Source organism: Pseudomonas sp. CM27 (genome assembly GCF_013179515.1).
GTDB lineage: Bacteria > Pseudomonadota > Gammaproteobacteria > Pseudomonadales > Pseudomonadaceae > Aquipseudomonas.
The window spans coordinates 1-14806 of the sequence record NZ_JABMCN010000146.1 but is presented as its reverse complement, the minus strand read 5'-3'; the positions used below and the strand labels follow the sequence as shown (position 1 = coordinate 14806).

14 protein-coding genes are annotated in these 14806 nt (G+C 62.5%); 6 read left to right on the top strand and 8 right to left on the bottom strand.

Annotated elements, in window-relative coordinates; translation table 11 throughout:
• From HP547_RS18165 to HP547_RS18135, 7 genes are all read right to left on the bottom strand, one after another.
• Nucleotides 1–2639 (bottom strand): dermonecrotic toxin domain-containing protein (locus tag HP547_RS18165; RefSeq protein WP_372242903.1); only part of this gene is annotated, 2639 nt, incomplete at its 3' end.
• Between the two features lie 184 nt (nucleotides 2640–2823).
• On the bottom strand, nucleotides 2824–4242 hold the full coding sequence (locus tag HP547_RS18160; RefSeq protein ID WP_172222658.1) for an amino acid permease: 1419 nt from the start codon (nucleotides 4240–4242) through the stop codon (nucleotides 2824–2826).
• 645 nt (nucleotides 4243–4887) lie between these two features.
• On the bottom strand, nucleotides 4888–5955 hold the full coding sequence (gene rluB / locus HP547_RS18155) for a 23S rRNA pseudouridine(2605) synthase RluB (protein WP_172222655.1): 1068 nt from the start codon (nucleotides 5953–5955) through the stop codon (nucleotides 4888–4890).
• 274 nt (nucleotides 5956–6229) lie between these two features.
• Nucleotides 6230–7000: an SMC-Scp complex subunit ScpB gene (gene scpB, locus HP547_RS18150; protein WP_172287003.1), complete on the bottom strand. Its 771-nt coding sequence runs from the start codon at nucleotides 6998–7000 to the stop codon at nucleotides 6230–6232.
• Nucleotides 6987–7712 (bottom strand): ScpA family protein, encoded by a 726-nt coding sequence (locus HP547_RS18145; RefSeq protein ID WP_172287004.1) that lies wholly within the window; start codon nucleotides 7710–7712, stop codon nucleotides 6987–6989. Before HP547_RS18145 ends, scpB begins: the two co-directional genes overlap by 14 nt.
• A gap of 125 nt (nucleotides 7713–7837) precedes the next feature.
• A complete protein-coding gene (locus HP547_RS18140) occupies nucleotides 7838–8467 on the bottom strand; it encodes an L-threonylcarbamoyladenylate synthase (RefSeq protein ID WP_172222650.1) in 630 nt (209 codons plus the stop codon).
• Between the two features lie 13 nt (nucleotides 8468–8480).
• The gene (locus HP547_RS18135; RefSeq protein WP_172222648.1) at nucleotides 8481–9341 is read right to left on the bottom strand and encodes a PHP domain-containing protein; all 861 of its coding nucleotides are present in this window, start codon (nucleotides 9339–9341) and stop codon (nucleotides 8481–8483) included.
• 67 nt (nucleotides 9342–9408) lie between these two features.
• On the opposite strand from HP547_RS18135, the gene HP547_RS18130 reads away from it, so the two are divergent.
• From HP547_RS18130 to HP547_RS18110, 5 genes are all read left to right on the top strand, one after another.
• Nucleotides 9409–10002, top strand: coding sequence for a septation protein A (locus HP547_RS18130; protein ID WP_372242420.1), 594 nt, complete (start codon nucleotides 9409–9411; stop codon nucleotides 10000–10002).
• Between the two features lies 1 nt (nucleotide 10003).
• A complete protein-coding gene (locus HP547_RS18125; protein ID WP_015271283.1) occupies nucleotides 10004–10303 on the top strand; it encodes a YciI family protein in 300 nt (99 codons plus the stop codon).
• Between the two features lie 141 nt (nucleotides 10304–10444).
• Complete coding sequence (locus HP547_RS18120) at nucleotides 10445–11122, top strand: response regulator transcription factor (protein ID WP_172287002.1); 678 nt, start codon at nucleotides 10445–10447, stop codon at nucleotides 11120–11122.
• 116 nt (nucleotides 11123–11238) lie between these two features.
• Entirely contained in the window at nucleotides 11239–11655 is a 417-nt protein-coding gene (locus HP547_RS18115; protein WP_172222642.1) for a Spy/CpxP family protein refolding chaperone, read from the top strand.
• A gap of 58 nt (nucleotides 11656–11713) precedes the next feature.
• Complete coding sequence (locus HP547_RS18110; protein ID WP_172287001.1) at nucleotides 11714–13054, top strand: ATP-binding protein; 1341 nt, start codon at nucleotides 11714–11716, stop codon at nucleotides 13052–13054.
• A 92-nt stretch (nucleotides 13055–13146) separates the two neighbouring features.
• On the opposite strand, the gene HP547_RS18105 is transcribed toward HP547_RS18110, so the two are convergent.
• Nucleotides 13147–13704, bottom strand: coding sequence for an NAD(P)H nitroreductase (locus tag HP547_RS18105; RefSeq protein WP_172222640.1), 558 nt, complete (start codon nucleotides 13702–13704; stop codon nucleotides 13147–13149).
• A 102-nt stretch (nucleotides 13705–13806) separates the two neighbouring features.
• Between HP547_RS18105 and HP547_RS18100 the strand changes: the two genes are divergently transcribed.
• Nucleotides 13807–14806, top strand: a 1000-nt coding sequence (locus tag HP547_RS18100) for a TrkH family potassium uptake protein (RefSeq protein WP_172287000.1), incomplete at its 3' end; no start/stop codon positions are given.

Sequence of the window (14806 nt, the reverse complement as noted above, 5' to 3'; positions counted from 1 at the left end):
TGATCACCTCCGAACAGGCTCTCGATGTCCTGCCGGCCTGTCATCCACTGCCTTGCCACTGCTTGCCGAAGGTTGACGGCAAAGGGCTCTGCAATCCCCATGGCAGCACGCTCTGCTGTGCTGAATGCATCGGCCAGGGTTTCAAACAATTCTCCGGGTGTACTTTCATCGTTGCCCTGCGCATCTCGCAACCAGAATGCACCGTCCTGGTAAAGCAAGCTTGATGCAGTGGACTGGTTACTTGGCGCGGGCAATGCCAAGCGGCCTTGCGCATCTATCAAGTGCCAGCTTTTGTCAGCAGGCACGCCAGGCAGCCCCTGCACAAGCTTGAGGATAGCCCTGGCAAAATCGAACGTCTGCGGCACGTCGATCCACAAGCCCTCTCCCACCCGCGTCACCCTTATGCGCAAAACTCGCTCCCGCGCAGCCAGCGCCATGGCCAGCGGCACACGCCCCGATTCGGCCATCTGGGTGCGCTGGGCCTCACTCGCTTCGGCCAGCACCTGCTGCGCAGCCAGCTGGTGCAGGCTGGCAAAAGCCCGCCGCAAAGGGCGAGTGGTTTCATCCATGACGTCCAAAGGCTCATAGAGCATCTGGAACAGCTGCCGTCGATGATCGGCAACGACTTGCGCCAAGCCTTCATCCGCCAACCCGGCGGCACCGGGAAGCTCATGCGCTTTGAGCAACAAAGGCCGGTCCGCGATCTGCTCACCGGAACGCAAGCATCGCTGCAGATCAGCCACGCGCTCGGCAATCAAAAACCGGTTTACCGTATCAATCAGCTCAACTTCGGGCGCCTTGCCAAAAACGTGCAAAGCCCTCAGGTGCAGGTCGCTGAGGCCATGCACGGCAATCACATGATCAACCAAGCTGCGTGGAAGCCGAGCGCACGGGCCGCCCAGTCGGCTGAACATCCGTTGAGTATCACTCCATTGCTCTGGCCGCTCGCTCCAGAGCCGCCATGCCCCGGCGCCATTGTGCTCCAGCTGAGGCGAATGATTCGCGTGCGGACGAAGGTACCATTCCCCGTCAACGCGCTCACTTACCTGGTAGTAAGCCCCATCCATCTCAACCCAGCTTTGCGCGTCCTGACGGTAGATCCCCTGCGCATCAACTACCGCAGTCACCGGTGGTGGCTGGCTTACATAAGGCGCAAGATCCTGGTTCCACAGCTTTTCACTGCCGTCCTCCAATACAGCAGGCACCATGTCATCGACCATTACCGCTCGTTGCCACGCATGCCGCACGGCAACACCTCCAACACCCACCGCTGCCACCATCGCCAGGGTCTTGCCCACGTTGAGCAGATGGTCCAGCGCTGCGGCGTCGTCGCCCTCGCGCCAACCCGCCGCGGCTTGAAAGGTTTCGTCCAGCAGGTCCCAGGCCATCACGGCCAGCAAGATAACTCCCAGCTGTGGAACAAACAGGCTGGCAAGCGTCAATCCCGCCCATCCCTCAGCGGCGATTCGCCGGTCATGCTCCGCCTGCGCTGCACTGTCGATCTGGGCTACAGGCACCGCAATCATGGCTGCGTCATGCTTGATCTGCCTGATCCGCCTGGCCGCTAGCCCCTGGAATAGCGAATCCAGGTCACGGGTCATGTGTTGATCCAGGTCTCGGGTAGCAAAATCAGCAACATCGCCCAGTCGCTTCTGCACTTCGGAAAAAAAATGCTGGCTGTCACGTCTGCGCACAAAGCGACTGAAGAACTTACGATACTGCTCATCGCGCAAGCGACGCCCCAGCACCCTGCGTGCAAATCCTTCAAGATCGTCATTCACGCTCCACGGGCCCTGCGGATCCGCAGGTATGTAAACCAGTACGGCTTGGCTGGTATTACGTAAAACGCCCTCATCGATCACATCGAACACTACAATCTGCTGAAGCTCGCAACCGAGTGCCTGCAGTTTCTTGGCAACGACCGGAGCACCTGCCAGTCGACCGGGGCGACCTTGGCGGTAGAGACCGATCACCCACTCCAGTTGCAGTTCGCTGAGAATGCCGTCCGAGCGCGCTTTGAAGGCGTCGACCAGCATCATCGAGCGGATCTGCCTTTGCAGCGACTCAGCGAAGCTGTGCTCGCCTTCACCTCGACTTCGAGGCGCCTCCAACACCGACTGCAAATGGCTCTGGTATTTCCCGCCTATATCAAGGCTGCGGCACGCCTGAATGAATGCCCTGGCCGAAGGCTGCGCAATTTTCTGCCCCGCCAGATCGACCAGGCTATCCGCATTCATGCTGATGTGGTCCTTGCCGAAGTTCTGCAATGCCGCCCATAACAATGGAGTGTCGTACCAGTCGCGCTCTTGTATCGGTAGTCGACTCGTCGTCCAATGCACCGAAGGCGATGAATAGGTGTACCACTGGCGCAGGAAAAGCTTGTCCGGCGGCGCATTCAGCCCTACCTGAGCGGCAACGTGTTTGCGCGCAAACTCATCGATGCCCTGCACCCTGGAAAAGGTTGCGCAGAGCTGGCGTCGCGCGGCTAGCCCGGCGTGCAATGCCTCGCTCAGCAATGCAAAGTGCGTCGGGTTCAGCTTTTTCAACCAGCCAGGAAGCCGACTGGCAATAAAACTGTCCTGAAAGCTGCGCAGTTGTTCAGTCACATCGGACTGCGTGGAGTGATCGTCGTAAGCCATGTCTGCCTGGAACCCCGTTCATGAGTAGCTCCAGCATCGGCAGCGGCAACCTGCACCAGGCGGTATCCGGTTGCCACCTGTCATTACCCCCCATGCGGACGGCGATCGATGGCACCTTTGGACAAGGCAAAAAAAACCCGAAGCCAGTCACCTGGCTTCGGGTTGGGTGGTCAGCTACAGCTGCTTACTTGGCCACGCTAGCGGCAGCCGCACGCACCTGCGCCTTGCGTCGCGGTTTGACCATGTAGATCACGAACATCGCAAACAGCCACACCGGGATTGCATACACGGAAACCTGGATACCCGGGATCATCAGCATGATGCCAAGGATCAGCACCACGAAGGCCAGCACGACATAATTGCCGTACGGGTACCACAGCGCCTTGAACAGCGGCTTCTGGCCGGTGCGGTCCAGATGCTGGCGGAACTTCAGGTGCGAGTAGCTGATCATCGCCCAGTTGATCACCAAGGTGGCCACCACCAGCGACATCAGCAGTTCCAGGGCGTTTTGCGGCATCAGGTAGTTGAGCAGCACGGCAACCAAGGTAACCGCAGCCGACACCAGGATCGAACGCACCGGCACGCCGCGTTTGTCGACCTTGGCCAGCGACGCCGGGGCATCACCCTGCTCAGCCATGCCCAGCAGCATGCGGGCGTTGCAATAGGTACCGCTGTTGTACACCGACAGCGCCGCAGTCAGTACCACGAAGTTGAGCAGGTTGGCGGCAACGTCACTGCCCAGCAGCGAGAACACCTGCACGAACGGGCTGCTGCCATAGCTGCCACCCGAAGCGTCGATACTGGCGACCAGGGTGTCCCACGGCGTCAGCGACAGCAGCACCACCAAAGCGCCGACATAGAAGATCAGGATGCGGTAGATGACCTGATTGATGGCCTTGGGGATCACGGTTCTCGGCTTGTCGGCCTCGGCAGCGGTGAAACCGAGCATTTCCAGGCCACCAAAGGAGAACATGATGAACGCCAGGGCCATGACCAGCCCGCTGACGCCATGCGGGAAGAAGCCACCGTGCGACCACAGGTTGGTGATCGAGGCGTCAGGGCCACCGCTGCCACTGGTGAGCAGGTAGGCACCCAGGCCGATCATGCTGACAATGGCCACGACCTTGATGATGGCAAACCAGAATTCGGCCTCACCGAAGAACTTCACGTTCATCAGGTTGATGGCGTTGATCAGCAGGAAGAACGCCGCCGCCGTGACCCAGGTGGGGATCTCCGGCCACCAGTAGTGAACATACTTGCCGACCGCCGAAAGCTCCGACATGCCCACCAGGATGTACAGCACCCAGCAGTTCCAGCCCGACAGGAAGCCGGCGAAACCACCCCAGTAGGTGTGGGCGAAGTGGCTGAACGAGCCGGCCACCGGCTCTTCGACGATCATTTCGCCAAGCTGGCGCATGATCATGAAGGCGATGAAGCCGCAGATGGCGTAGCCAAGGATCATTGACGGGCCGGCGGATTTCATCACGCCTGCCGAACCGAGGAACAGGCCGGTACCAATTGCACCGCCGAGGGCGATCAATTGGATGTGACGGTTCTTCAGGCCCCGCTTCAGCTCGCCTGAATGCATGTTTTGTCCACTCATGAACGAAGTCACCTGCATTGTTTTTATCTGTGACGGAATCGGACCCACCGCGCTCGTGGCGCAGCGGAATGGGCAAGGTGGTTACCTTGGGTTTCTTGACCTCGGTTGCCGCCGAAGCGGATCAGCCGGGCGTGATCAAGAGTGCGCGGTACGCAAAGGAGTCACAGGTAAAACGCGGCGCACTGTATACCCCTGCAAACGCGCAGGCGTCAACGCGTTGCATCGTTTCCTTGGGAAAAAACGCAGCGATCCTGTGGTATGGGCCTTGAAAGGCGGAGTGATCGGCGTACATGGCGCCTCCATTTGTTGTTTTGTCAGCCAGGCTCTGTGGACGGGCTCTTGCACGGGGCAATGGCGGCTATAACACCGTGGTACGGGGGTTTGGGCAAGGGTGGGCAAGGGCCGCGCGGCGGGTTTGGGGCAGGCGTAGCGGCAAGGTTTGTTTACAGGATTGGGCATCTTCTGAAATGCGAAGTGAAATGGCTCAGGTTTGTATAGATTTCTTTACAGCGTGGTTCGGGAACTTGCCAGTCGTCCGAAAAAATTCTTTTGCTTCAGTATGTTAGGGCTGCTTTGCAGCTCCGGGTTCTCAACAGGCATAAAAAAACCAGCCCGAAGGCTGGTTTTCTCTATCGCAAAGGCTGATCAGCCACGCGGCTTGCCGCGACCACGGCCGGCCGGCTTGGCGCCGTCAGGCTTGGCCGGACGCTTGCGCATATCGCTCGGGCGTTCTGCCACGGCGCTGCCACGGCTGCCCTTGCGCGGGGCTTCTTCACGCGGCTGACGCGCTGGGCGCTCGCCAGCAGCGGCACCTTCCTGGGCAGGGCGCAGGCTGCGCACGCGCTCGCCACGGCCCAGCGGACGGGACGATTTGCGCTGCAGGCGCTCCATCTTGTCCTTGGCCTTGAGGTTCAGGGTCGGCAGCGCTACCGGCTGCAGGCCAACCTCGGCGGCAAGGATGTCGATTTCGCCCTGGCTCATTTCGCGCCAGCGGCCCATCGGCAGGTCGGAGTTGAGGAATACCGGGCCGAAACGCACGCGCTTCAGGCGGCTGACCACCATGCCCTGGGATTCCCACAGGCGACGTACTTCACGGTTACGGCCTTCCATCACCACGCAGTGGTACCAGTGGTTGAAGCCTTCGCCACCCGGTGCCTTCTGGATGTCGGTGAACTTGGCCGGACCGTCTTCCAGCATTACGCCGGCTTTCAGGCGCTCGATCATTTCGTCGTCGACCTCACCACGCACACGTACCGCGTACTCACGGTCCATCTCGTAGGACGGGTGCATCAGGCGGTTGGCCAGTTCACCGTCGGTGGTGAACAGCAGCAGGCCGGTGGTGTTGATGTCGAGGCGACCGATGTTGATCCAGCGGCCTTCTTTTGGCCGTGGCAGGCGGTCGAACACGGTCGGGCGGCCTTCCGGGTCGTCACGGGTGCAGATTTCGCCATCGGGCTTGTTGTACATGATCACCCGGCGGGTGGCCTCGGCGGCCTCCTCGCGCTTGATCAGCTTGCCGTCCACGGCAATGGCGTCGTGCAGGTCGACGCGCTGGCCGAGGGTAGCAGCAACGCCATTGACCTTGATGCGGCCCTGGCTGATCCAGGCCTCGACGTCACGGCGTGAACCGACGCCAATGCGCGCCAGCACTTTCTGCAGCTTTTCGCCGGATGGAGGGGTGATCTCGGTATCTTGCAGGTTTTGCTCACTCATCTGGGCACCTCCCGGTGTAGGAATGAAAACAGGTTTCTGGCGACGAATGCGCCAAAAGGCCGCGCATCATACGCGGTTCGGCGGGTGAACGCACTGGAGCGTAGAGGGTTTTGTGGGCATTGGCAGGGGTTTCTGCCAGATGGTGATGTGGAGGCACTGCCGGCCCTATCGCCGGCAAGCCAGCTCCCACATGGAGATCACAGGTCCTGAGAGTGGTGCGATCCCTGTGGGAGCTGGCTTGCCGGCGATAGGGCCGGTGCAGGCAACTGCAGAGTCAGGGCTGTACCTTGCCCTGTTCTTCCACCGACACCACAGGCTCCTCTTCCCGCAAATCATCAAAGTCGGTCTTCAGCCCTTCCTCCATGGCATCCAGCTCCACCAGCAAGCTGCGGAAACTGGTCTCATCCTTCGGCTCTGCAGGCTCTTCGTCTTCACCAAGGCTGGCATCGGCCAACGCCTGCAGGTGTGCCGGCACCGGCGCATCATCCGGGTCCAGCAACGGCTCAGGTTCCATTTCCCGCAGGTCGGCCAAAGCCGGCAGGTCTTCCAGGCTCTTCAGGTTGAAATGGTCGAGAAACGCCTTGGTAGTGGCGAACATTGCCGGCCGGCCGGGCACTTCACGGTAGCCAACCACGCGAATCCACTCGCGCTCCATCATGGTCCTGATGATATTGCTGTTTACCGCCACGCCGCGCACGTCCTCGATCTCGCCACGGGTGATGGGCTGACGGTAGGCGATCAACGCCAGGGTTTCGAGCAGCGCACGCGAATAGCGCTGTGGGCGCTCCTCCCACAGGCGACCGACCCAGGGGGCATAATCCTCGCGAATCTGCAGGCGGTAGCCGCTGGCTACCTCCTTGAGCTCGAAGGCGCGGCCACTGCACGACTTGCCCAGCACCTCCAGGGCCTGCTTGAACACCCTGGGCTCTGGCCGTTCGGCCTCTTCAAGCAGTTCGTACAGACGCTCCAGTGATTGCGGCTTGCCCGAAGCCAGCAGAAAGGCTTCGATCAGCGACGCCAGGTCGCGGGGTTCATTCAGGTTCATCAGGTTCTTCAACAAGCGCCGGGCGAAGCCGCACGTGAATGGCGGCGAAAGGTTCATTCTGCAGCAGTTCAATCAGCGATTCCTTGACCAGCTCGAGAATCGCCATGAAGGTCACCACCACGCCCAGCTTGCCTTCCTCCGCGGAAAACAGCTCGACGAACGGGACAAAGGCGCCACCCTTGAGCCGTTCCAGCACCTGGCTCATGCGCTCGCGGGTAGACAAGGTCTCGCGGCTGATCTGGTGGCTCTCGAACAGGTCATTGCGGCGCATCACCTCGGCCATGGACATCAGCAGCTCTTCCAGGCTGACCTGGGGCAACAACTTGCGAACCTTGGCCTGCGGCGCTTCCAGCCGTGGCACCACGACCTCACGACCAAGCCGCGGTAGCTCGTCGATGCCTTCGGCAGCGGCCTTGAAACGCTCGTACTCCTGCAGGCGGCGGATCAGTTCGGCGCGCGGGTCGCCCTCCTCCTCCTCGACGTCGGCCGAGCGCGGCAGCAGCATGCGCGACTTGATCTCGGCGAGCATGGCCGCCATCACCAGGTACTCGGCGGCCAGCTCCAGGCGCACGCTCTTCATCAGTTCCACGTAGCCCATGTACTGACGGGTGATCTCCGCCACCGGGATGTCGAGGATGTCGATGTTCTGCTTGCGGATCAGGTACAGCAACAGGTCCAGCGGGCCTTCGAAGGCTTCGAGGATGACTTCCAGGGCGTCTGGCGGGATGTACAGGTCCAGTGGCAGCTCGGTCAGGGCTTCGCCGTAGACCAGCGCCAATTGCAGCTGCCGAGGCAGGTCGGCCTGTTCGGCCGGTGCCTCGGGCGCGTCCACCTGGGTCACGCGCTGACCAGGAACGGCGAGGGATCGCCGCAGCCTTCGCGGATCAGCGCAGGCTCATCGCCGGTCAGGTCAATGATGGTCGATGCCTTGAGGTCGCCGTAACCGCCATCGATGATCAGGTCGACATGGTGCTCCAGGCGCTGGCGTATCTCGTACGGGTCGGTCATCGGTTCTTCTTCGGGCGGCAGGATCAGGCTCACGCTCATCAGCGGTTCACCCAACTCTTCCAGCAGCGCCAGCACAATCGGGTTGGACGGTACGCGCAGACCGATGGTGCGGCGCTTTTCGTGCATCAGCAGGCGCGGCACTTCCCGGGTCGCGTTGAGGATGAACGTATAAGGCCCAGGCACATGCGCCTTGAGCAGGCGAAAGGTGGAAGTATCGATCTTGGCGAACAGCCCCATTTGCGACAAGTCGCAACACAACAGGGTGAAGTTGTGCTGCTTGTCAAGCTGGCGCAAGCGCCGGACCCGCTCGATGGCGCCCTTATCGCCAATCTGGCAACCGAGCGCATAGGCAGAATCGGTCGGGTACACCACCACGCCACCCTTGCGGATGATCTCGACGGCCTGTTTGATCAGGCGCGCCTGCGGGTTTTCCGCATGAATCTGGAAAAATTGGCTCACGTAGTCTTCCTGTTCATACCGCCATAGGCTGTTCATGGCTGAATCGGCGCCACAGAGGTGGCAGGTCCTCGGGCAAGGGCCGGTAGGCACCTATCTCGCCCCAGGTGCCGGGGCCGTGGAAATCACTGCCAGCGCTTGCCAGCAGGCCGAACTCTCGGGTGAGGATGGACATCGTGCCCACCTGCTCGGCTGGCATCATTCCGTTGACCACTTCAAGTGCCTGCCCGCCTGCCTGAATATAGTCGGCAATCAGCCTTCTGCGCTTGCTGCGGGTCAGGTCGTAGTGCATGGGGTGCGCCAGGCTCACCCAGGCTTTGGACTGCCGCAGGGTGGCAACGGTTTCGTCGAGGGTCGGCCAATGCTGCTTGACGTCGCCCAGCTTGCCGGCGCCCAGCCACTTGCGAAACGCTTCGCCGCGGTCCTTGACGTGCCCGGCACGCACCAGGTACTCGGCAAAATGCGGGCGCGCCGGGGCGTTGCCGCTGTCGCCCAGCTCCTGCTGCACGGCGCGGGCGCCGTCCAGCGCGCCGGGCATGCCTTTGGCCGCCAGCCGTTTGTCGATTTCTTCGGCGCGCAACCAGCGGCCGCGGTGCAACGCCTCGATCGCTGCCAGCAAAGGCGGCGCGTCGAGCGGGAAGTCATAGCCCAGCACGTGGATGGTTGCACCACCCCAGGTGCACGACAGTTCAACGCCACTGACCCAGCGCATGCCCACGTCCCGGCAGGCCTGGCGCGCTTCAGGCAGGCCTTCGAGGGTGTCGTGGTCGGTCAGGGCCAGCGTCTGCACCCCGTGTTCAAAGGCGCGGGCAACCAGTACAGAGGGCGCCAGGGCGCCGTCGGAGGCCGTGCTGTGACAGTGCAGATCAACATTCATGGAGGAGCGCTTTCGCTGGATTCGATGTTTGTTATTATGCCGTCACATCCCGATTCTGGCTGCCATTGTGAAACAATTCATCGATTTCATCCCGCTGCTGCTGTTCTTCATCGTCTACAAGCTCGATCCGCGCCCTGTGGAGGTGGCTGGCCACAGCTTCGAATTCGGCGGCATCTACAGTGCCACGGCCATGCTGATCATCAGCTCGCTGGTGGTCTACGGCGCGCTGTTCCTGCGCCAGCGCAAGCTGGAAAAGGGCCAGTGGCTGACCTTGGTGGCCTGTCTGGTGTTCGGCGGCCTGACCCTGACCTTCCACAGCGAAACCTTCCTGAAGTGGAAGGCGCCGGTGGTGAACTGGCTGTTCGCCCTGGCCTTTGCCGGCAGCCACTTCATCGGTGACCGGGTGCTGATCAAGCGCATCATGGGCCATGCCCTGAGCCTGCCCGATGCCATCTGGGCGCGCCTGAACGTGGCCTGGATCGCGTTTTTCCTGTTCTGCGGTGCGGCCAACCTGTTCGTCGCCTTCACCTTTCAGGAATTCTGGGTCGACTTCAAGGTGTTCGGCAGCCTGGGCATGACCGTGATCTTCCTGGTGGCGCAAGGCGTTTACCTGTCGCGCCACATGCACGATGACCCCTCTACCTCCAAACCCAAGGATTGACATGCTCTACGCCATTATCGCCAGCGACGTCGCAAACTCCCTGGAAAAGCGCCTGGCCGCACGCCCGGCGCATATCGAGCGCCTGCAGCAGCTGAAGGCCGAAGGCCGTGTGGTGCTGGCCGGCCCACACCCGGCCATCGACAGCAACGACCCGGGCGAAGCGGGTTTCAGCGGCAGCCTGATCGTTGCCGAGTTCGATTCGCTGGCTGCGGCGCAGGCCTGGGCCGATGCCGACCCTTACATTGCTGCAGGCGTGTACGACAAGGTCGTGGTCAAGCCGTTCAAGCAAGTGCTGCCTTGATCTGAGACCGCATCGGCTTCTCGCGGCCGGGCCCGCGAAGAAGCTGACCGGTGCGGGCAGTTATACGGTTGCCATCAGTCTGCGGTATCTTTGCCACTGGCGGGCCGAATAGCCGCCGTCAATGGTTGAATTGAGTGAGTCATGAGCGAGCTGTTACTGATTGATGATGACCAGGAACTGTGCGAGCTGCTCGGCAGCTGGCTGACCCAGGAAGGGTTTACCGTCCGTGCCTGTCACGATGGCGTAAGCGCACGCCAGGCCTTGGCCGAGCATGCCCCTGCAGCAGTGGTGCTGGATGTGATGCTGCCCGATGGCAGTGGCCTGGAACTGCTCAAGCAGCTGCGCAGCGAGCATGCCGAACTGCCGGTACTGATGCTGTCGGCCCGCGGCGAGCCGCTGGACCGTATTCTGGGCCTGGAGCTGGGCGCCGATGACTACCTGGCCAAACCCTGCGACCCGCGTGAGCTCACCGCTCGCCTGCGCGCGGTATTGCGCCGCAGCCACCCCACCGCCACCACCAGCCAGGTAGAACTGGGCGACCTGGTGTACAGCCCCGCCCGTGGCGTGGCAAGTATCGATGGCCGCGAGATGACCCTGACCCTGTCCGAAAGCCGCATTCTCGAGGCCCTGCTGCGCCAGCCCGGCGAGCCGCTGGACAAACAGGAACTGGCGCAAATCGGCCTTGGGCGCAAGCTGACCCTGTACGACCGTAGTCTGGACATGCACGTGAGCAACCTGCGCAAGAAGATCGGCCCGCACGCCGATGGCCGTCCGCGCATCGTCGCCCTGCGTAGCCGTGGCTATTACTACTGCCTGTAGTTTGCGGGTCATGGCCATTCTTTACCGAGCCTTTACCCTTCCCTGACTGCGCTTGACGGTGATCTCCCTAGACTGTGCTCATCCGGTAATCACCGGCCTATGAAAGGAGAGACACCATGCGCAAGACCCTTATCGCCCTGATGTTCGCCGCCGCCCTGCCGACCGTTGCCATGGCCATGCCAGAAGGCGGCCCGCGCCACGACGGCCCGCATCACCGCGGTGATGCGCCTTTCCACCAGCTGGACCTGAGCCGCGACCAGCGCCAGCAGATCGGCAAGCTGATGGGCGAGCAGATGAAGCAGCGCCGCGACATCAACGAGCGCTACCTGGCCAAGCTGCCGGCCGCCGACCAGAAAGCCATGAAGGACGAGCTGCAGGCAAGCCGCGCCAAGACCGACAGCGCTGTACGCAACCTGCTCAAGCCTGAGCAGCAGAAGAAGTTCGACGAACTGCAAAAGGAACGCGCCGCCAAGAAAGCCGAATGGCAGGAGTTCCAGGCCTGGAAAGCTGAAAAAGGCAACAAGGCCCAGTAACCTGTCCGCCCAATGCCCGGCCCGCCTCAGTGCGCGCCGGGCTTTTCCCGTTTAGGAGGTGCACTTGCGTTCACTGTTCTGGCGCATCCTGGCCAGCTTCTGGCTGGCCATCACCCTGGTTGCAGGCCTGTCGATCCTGCTGGGCCACATGCTCAACCAGGATGCCTGGATACTCAGCCGCCACCCTGGCCTGAATACGCTGGCCAGCAAGTGGGCCAGACACTACGAACAGGAAGGGCTGGATTCGGCACAACACTTCCTGGAGCGGCGCAAAGACCGCTACAAGATCGACGTGCAGGTGCTCGACGACAGTGGGGAAGCCGTGGTGCCCGGCACCTTCCCGCGCCGCGCGGCCGCGTTCGAGGCGCGCCAGCACAATGACGAGCGACGCTTGCCGTGGCGTCGGCTGACCGAGGAATACACCAGCCCCGACACCGGCGAAACCTACCTGCTGATCTACCGCATCCCCCACCCGGCGCTGGATGCCTGGCACCGCGAAAGCCTGCTGTGGCCACTCAGTGCGCTGGGGATCGCCCTGGTCGTGCTGACTTTGTTCAGCCTGCTGGTGACCCTGTCCATCACCCGCCCGCTCAGCCGCCTGCGCGGCGCCGTGCATGACCTGGGCCAGTCGACCTACCAGCAGAACAGCCTGGCGCAGCTAGCCGCACGGCGCGACGAGTTCGGCGTGTTGGCCAAGGACTTCAACAAGATGGGCGCGCGCCTGCAGAGCACCCTTGGCAGCCAGCGCCAGTTGCTGCGCGACGTTTCGCATGAGCTGCGCTCGCCACTGGCCAGGCTGCGTATCGCCCTGGCTCTGGCCGAGCGTGCCGGGCCGGAGCAGCGGGAAAGCCTGTGGCCGCGCCTGACCCGCGAATGCGACCGCCTGGAAGACCTGATCAGCGAAATCCTCACCCTGGCACGGGTGGATGCCGAACAGGCCCATGCCGAACCGGTCGACATCAACGCGTTGCTGGGGAGTGTGCGCAAGGACGCTCTGCTCAGTGCGCCGGACCAAGAGGTGCGCCTTGAAGCACAGCCGGGGCTGACCTTGCAGGGCTGGCCAACCCTGATCGAGCGTGCCGTGGACAACCTGCTGCGCAATGCCCTGCGGTTCAACCCGGTTGGCCAGCCGATCGAGGTCAGCGCCGTGCGCGAGCAGGACCGGATCGTGTTGAGCGTGCGTGACCATGGGCCGGGGGCGGCAGTGGAGCATCTGGCGCAGCTTGGCGAGCCGTTCTTCCGGGCGCCGGGGCAGGACGCGCCGGGGCATGGGCTGGGGCTGGCGATCGCGCGCAAGGCGGCGGAGCGCCATGGCGGCAGCCTGGTCCTGGACAATCATCCACAGGGTGGGTTTGTGGCCAGGCTGGAGTTGCCCCTGGCGGAAGCAACCGGCAGTTGATGTGATGTAAAGGCACCCGGCCCCTTCGCGGCGATCCGATTCACCCGCGAAGAGGCCGGCAGCCCTGATCCAGCCTTCAGGCCAAGGCTGCGTTACTCACCCCAGCCACTGACGAAATCGGCAGTCTCCAGCACTGGCGCCGTACGCGGTTCGTTCAGCGGCGTACCAACGTACAGGTAACCGATCAGCTCCTCGTTCTCGTTCAGCCCCAGGCCCTTGTGCACATGGGCATCGAACGCCATGTCGCCAGTGCGCCATACCGCCCCGATGCCCTGCGCATGCGCGGCAATCAGGATCCCGTGCGCCGCACAGCCGGCCGCCAGGCGCTGCTCGGACTTGGGCACCTTGAAGTGATCCTGAAGCTTGGCAACCACCACGATCAGCAACGGCGCCCGCAGCGGCATCGCGCGCGCCTTGTCCAGGGCAGCCTGGCTGGCATCGCCCTTTTGCTGCACGGCTTCGGCGAACAGCTCGCCCAGCTTTTCACGGCCCTGGCCTTCGATGGTGAGGAAACGCCACGGCCGCAGCTGGCCATGGTCCGGTGCCCGCAGGGCAGCCTGGAACAGCGCCTCGCGCTGGGCGGCATTGGGCGCCGGTTCGGTCAGGCGTGGCACGGATACACGGTTGAGCAATGCGTCGAGAGCCTCCATCGGCTACCCTCCTGGCAGTTGAATGTGCGGCCATTCTAGCGTTTACATCACCAGACCCATAGGTAGAATGGCGCCCTTCCGTTTCGAGTCAGAGCAGATCACATGGCGTTGCCGACCTTAAGGATCATTGGTTTCATCATCGGCATCTTCCTGATCACCCTCGCCGTCAGCATGGCCGTGCCGATGGCGACCCTGGTGATCTTCGAACGCACCGGTGACATGCCGTCGTTCCTGTGGTCGAGCCTGATCACCTTTATCGCCGGCCTGGCCCTGGTGGTGCAGGGGCGACCCGAGCATGTACACCTGCGCCCGCGCGACATGTACCTGCTGACCGTCTGCAGCTGGCTGGTGGTGTGTGTATTCGCCGCCCTGCCGTTCCTGCTCACCCAGCACATCAGCTATACCGACGCCTTCTTCGAAAGCATGTCGGGCATCACCGCCACCGGCGCCACCGTGCTCAGTGGCCTCGACAGCATGTCGCCGGGCATCCTGATGTGGCGCTCGATGCTGCACTGGCTTGGCGGTATCGGCTTCATCGCCATGGCCGTGGCGATCCTGCCACTGCTGCGCATCGGTGGCATGCGCCTGTTCCAGACCGAATCGTCCGACCGCTCGGAAAAGGTCATGCCGCGCTCGCACATGGTCGCCAAGTCCATCGTCGGGGTGTACGTCGGCTTCTCGATTTTCGGTTCGCTGGCCTTCTGGTGGGCCGGCATGAGCCCATTCGATGCGATCAACCACGCCATGTCGGCGATCTCCACGGGCGGTTTCTCCACCTCCGACCAGTCGCTGGCAAAGTGGGATATCCCCGCCGTGCACTGGGTCGCGGTAGTGGTGATGATCATGGGCAGCCTGCCGTTCACCCTTTACGTGGCGACCCTGCGCGGCAACCGCAAGGCGCTGATCCGCGACCAGCAGGTGCAGGGCTTGCTGGGCATGCTGGTGGTCACCTGGCTGGTACTCGGCACTTGGTACTGGTACAGCACCAACCTGCACTGGCTTGATGCCCTGCGCCATGTGGCACTGAACGTCACCTCGGTAGTGACCACCACCGGCTTCGCCCTGGGCGACTACAGCCTGTGGGGCAACTTCTCGCTGATGC

What these genes read in the sequence shown, in the direction of transcription:
- HP547_RS18160 (WP_172222658.1), bottom strand. Translation starts at nt 4,242, where the DNA reads ATGAGTGGACAAAACATGCATTCAGGCGAGCTGAAGCGGGGCCTGAAG.
- rluB (WP_172222655.1), bottom strand. Translation starts at nt 5,955, where the DNA reads ATGAGTGAGCAAAACCTGCAAGATACCGAGATCACCCCTCCATCCGGC.
- scpB (WP_172287003.1), bottom strand. Translation starts at nt 7,000, where the DNA reads ATGAACCTGAATGAACCCCGCGACCTGGCGTCGCTGATCGAAGCCTTT.
- HP547_RS18135 (WP_172222648.1), bottom strand. Translation starts at nt 9,341, where the DNA reads ATGAATGTTGATCTGCACTGTCACAGCACGGCCTCCGACGGCGCCCTG.
- HP547_RS18125 (WP_015271283.1), top strand. Translation starts at nt 10,004, where the DNA reads ATGCTCTACGCCATTATCGCCAGCGACGTCGCAAACTCCCTGGAAAAG.
- HP547_RS18120 (WP_172287002.1), top strand. Translation starts at nt 10,445, where the DNA reads ATGAGCGAGCTGTTACTGATTGATGATGACCAGGAACTGTGCGAGCTG.
- HP547_RS18115 (WP_172222642.1), top strand. Translation starts at nt 11,239, where the DNA reads ATGCGCAAGACCCTTATCGCCCTGATGTTCGCCGCCGCCCTGCCGACC.
- HP547_RS18105 (WP_172222640.1), bottom strand. Translation starts at nt 13,704, where the DNA reads ATGGAGGCTCTCGACGCATTGCTCAACCGTGTATCCGTGCCACGCCTG.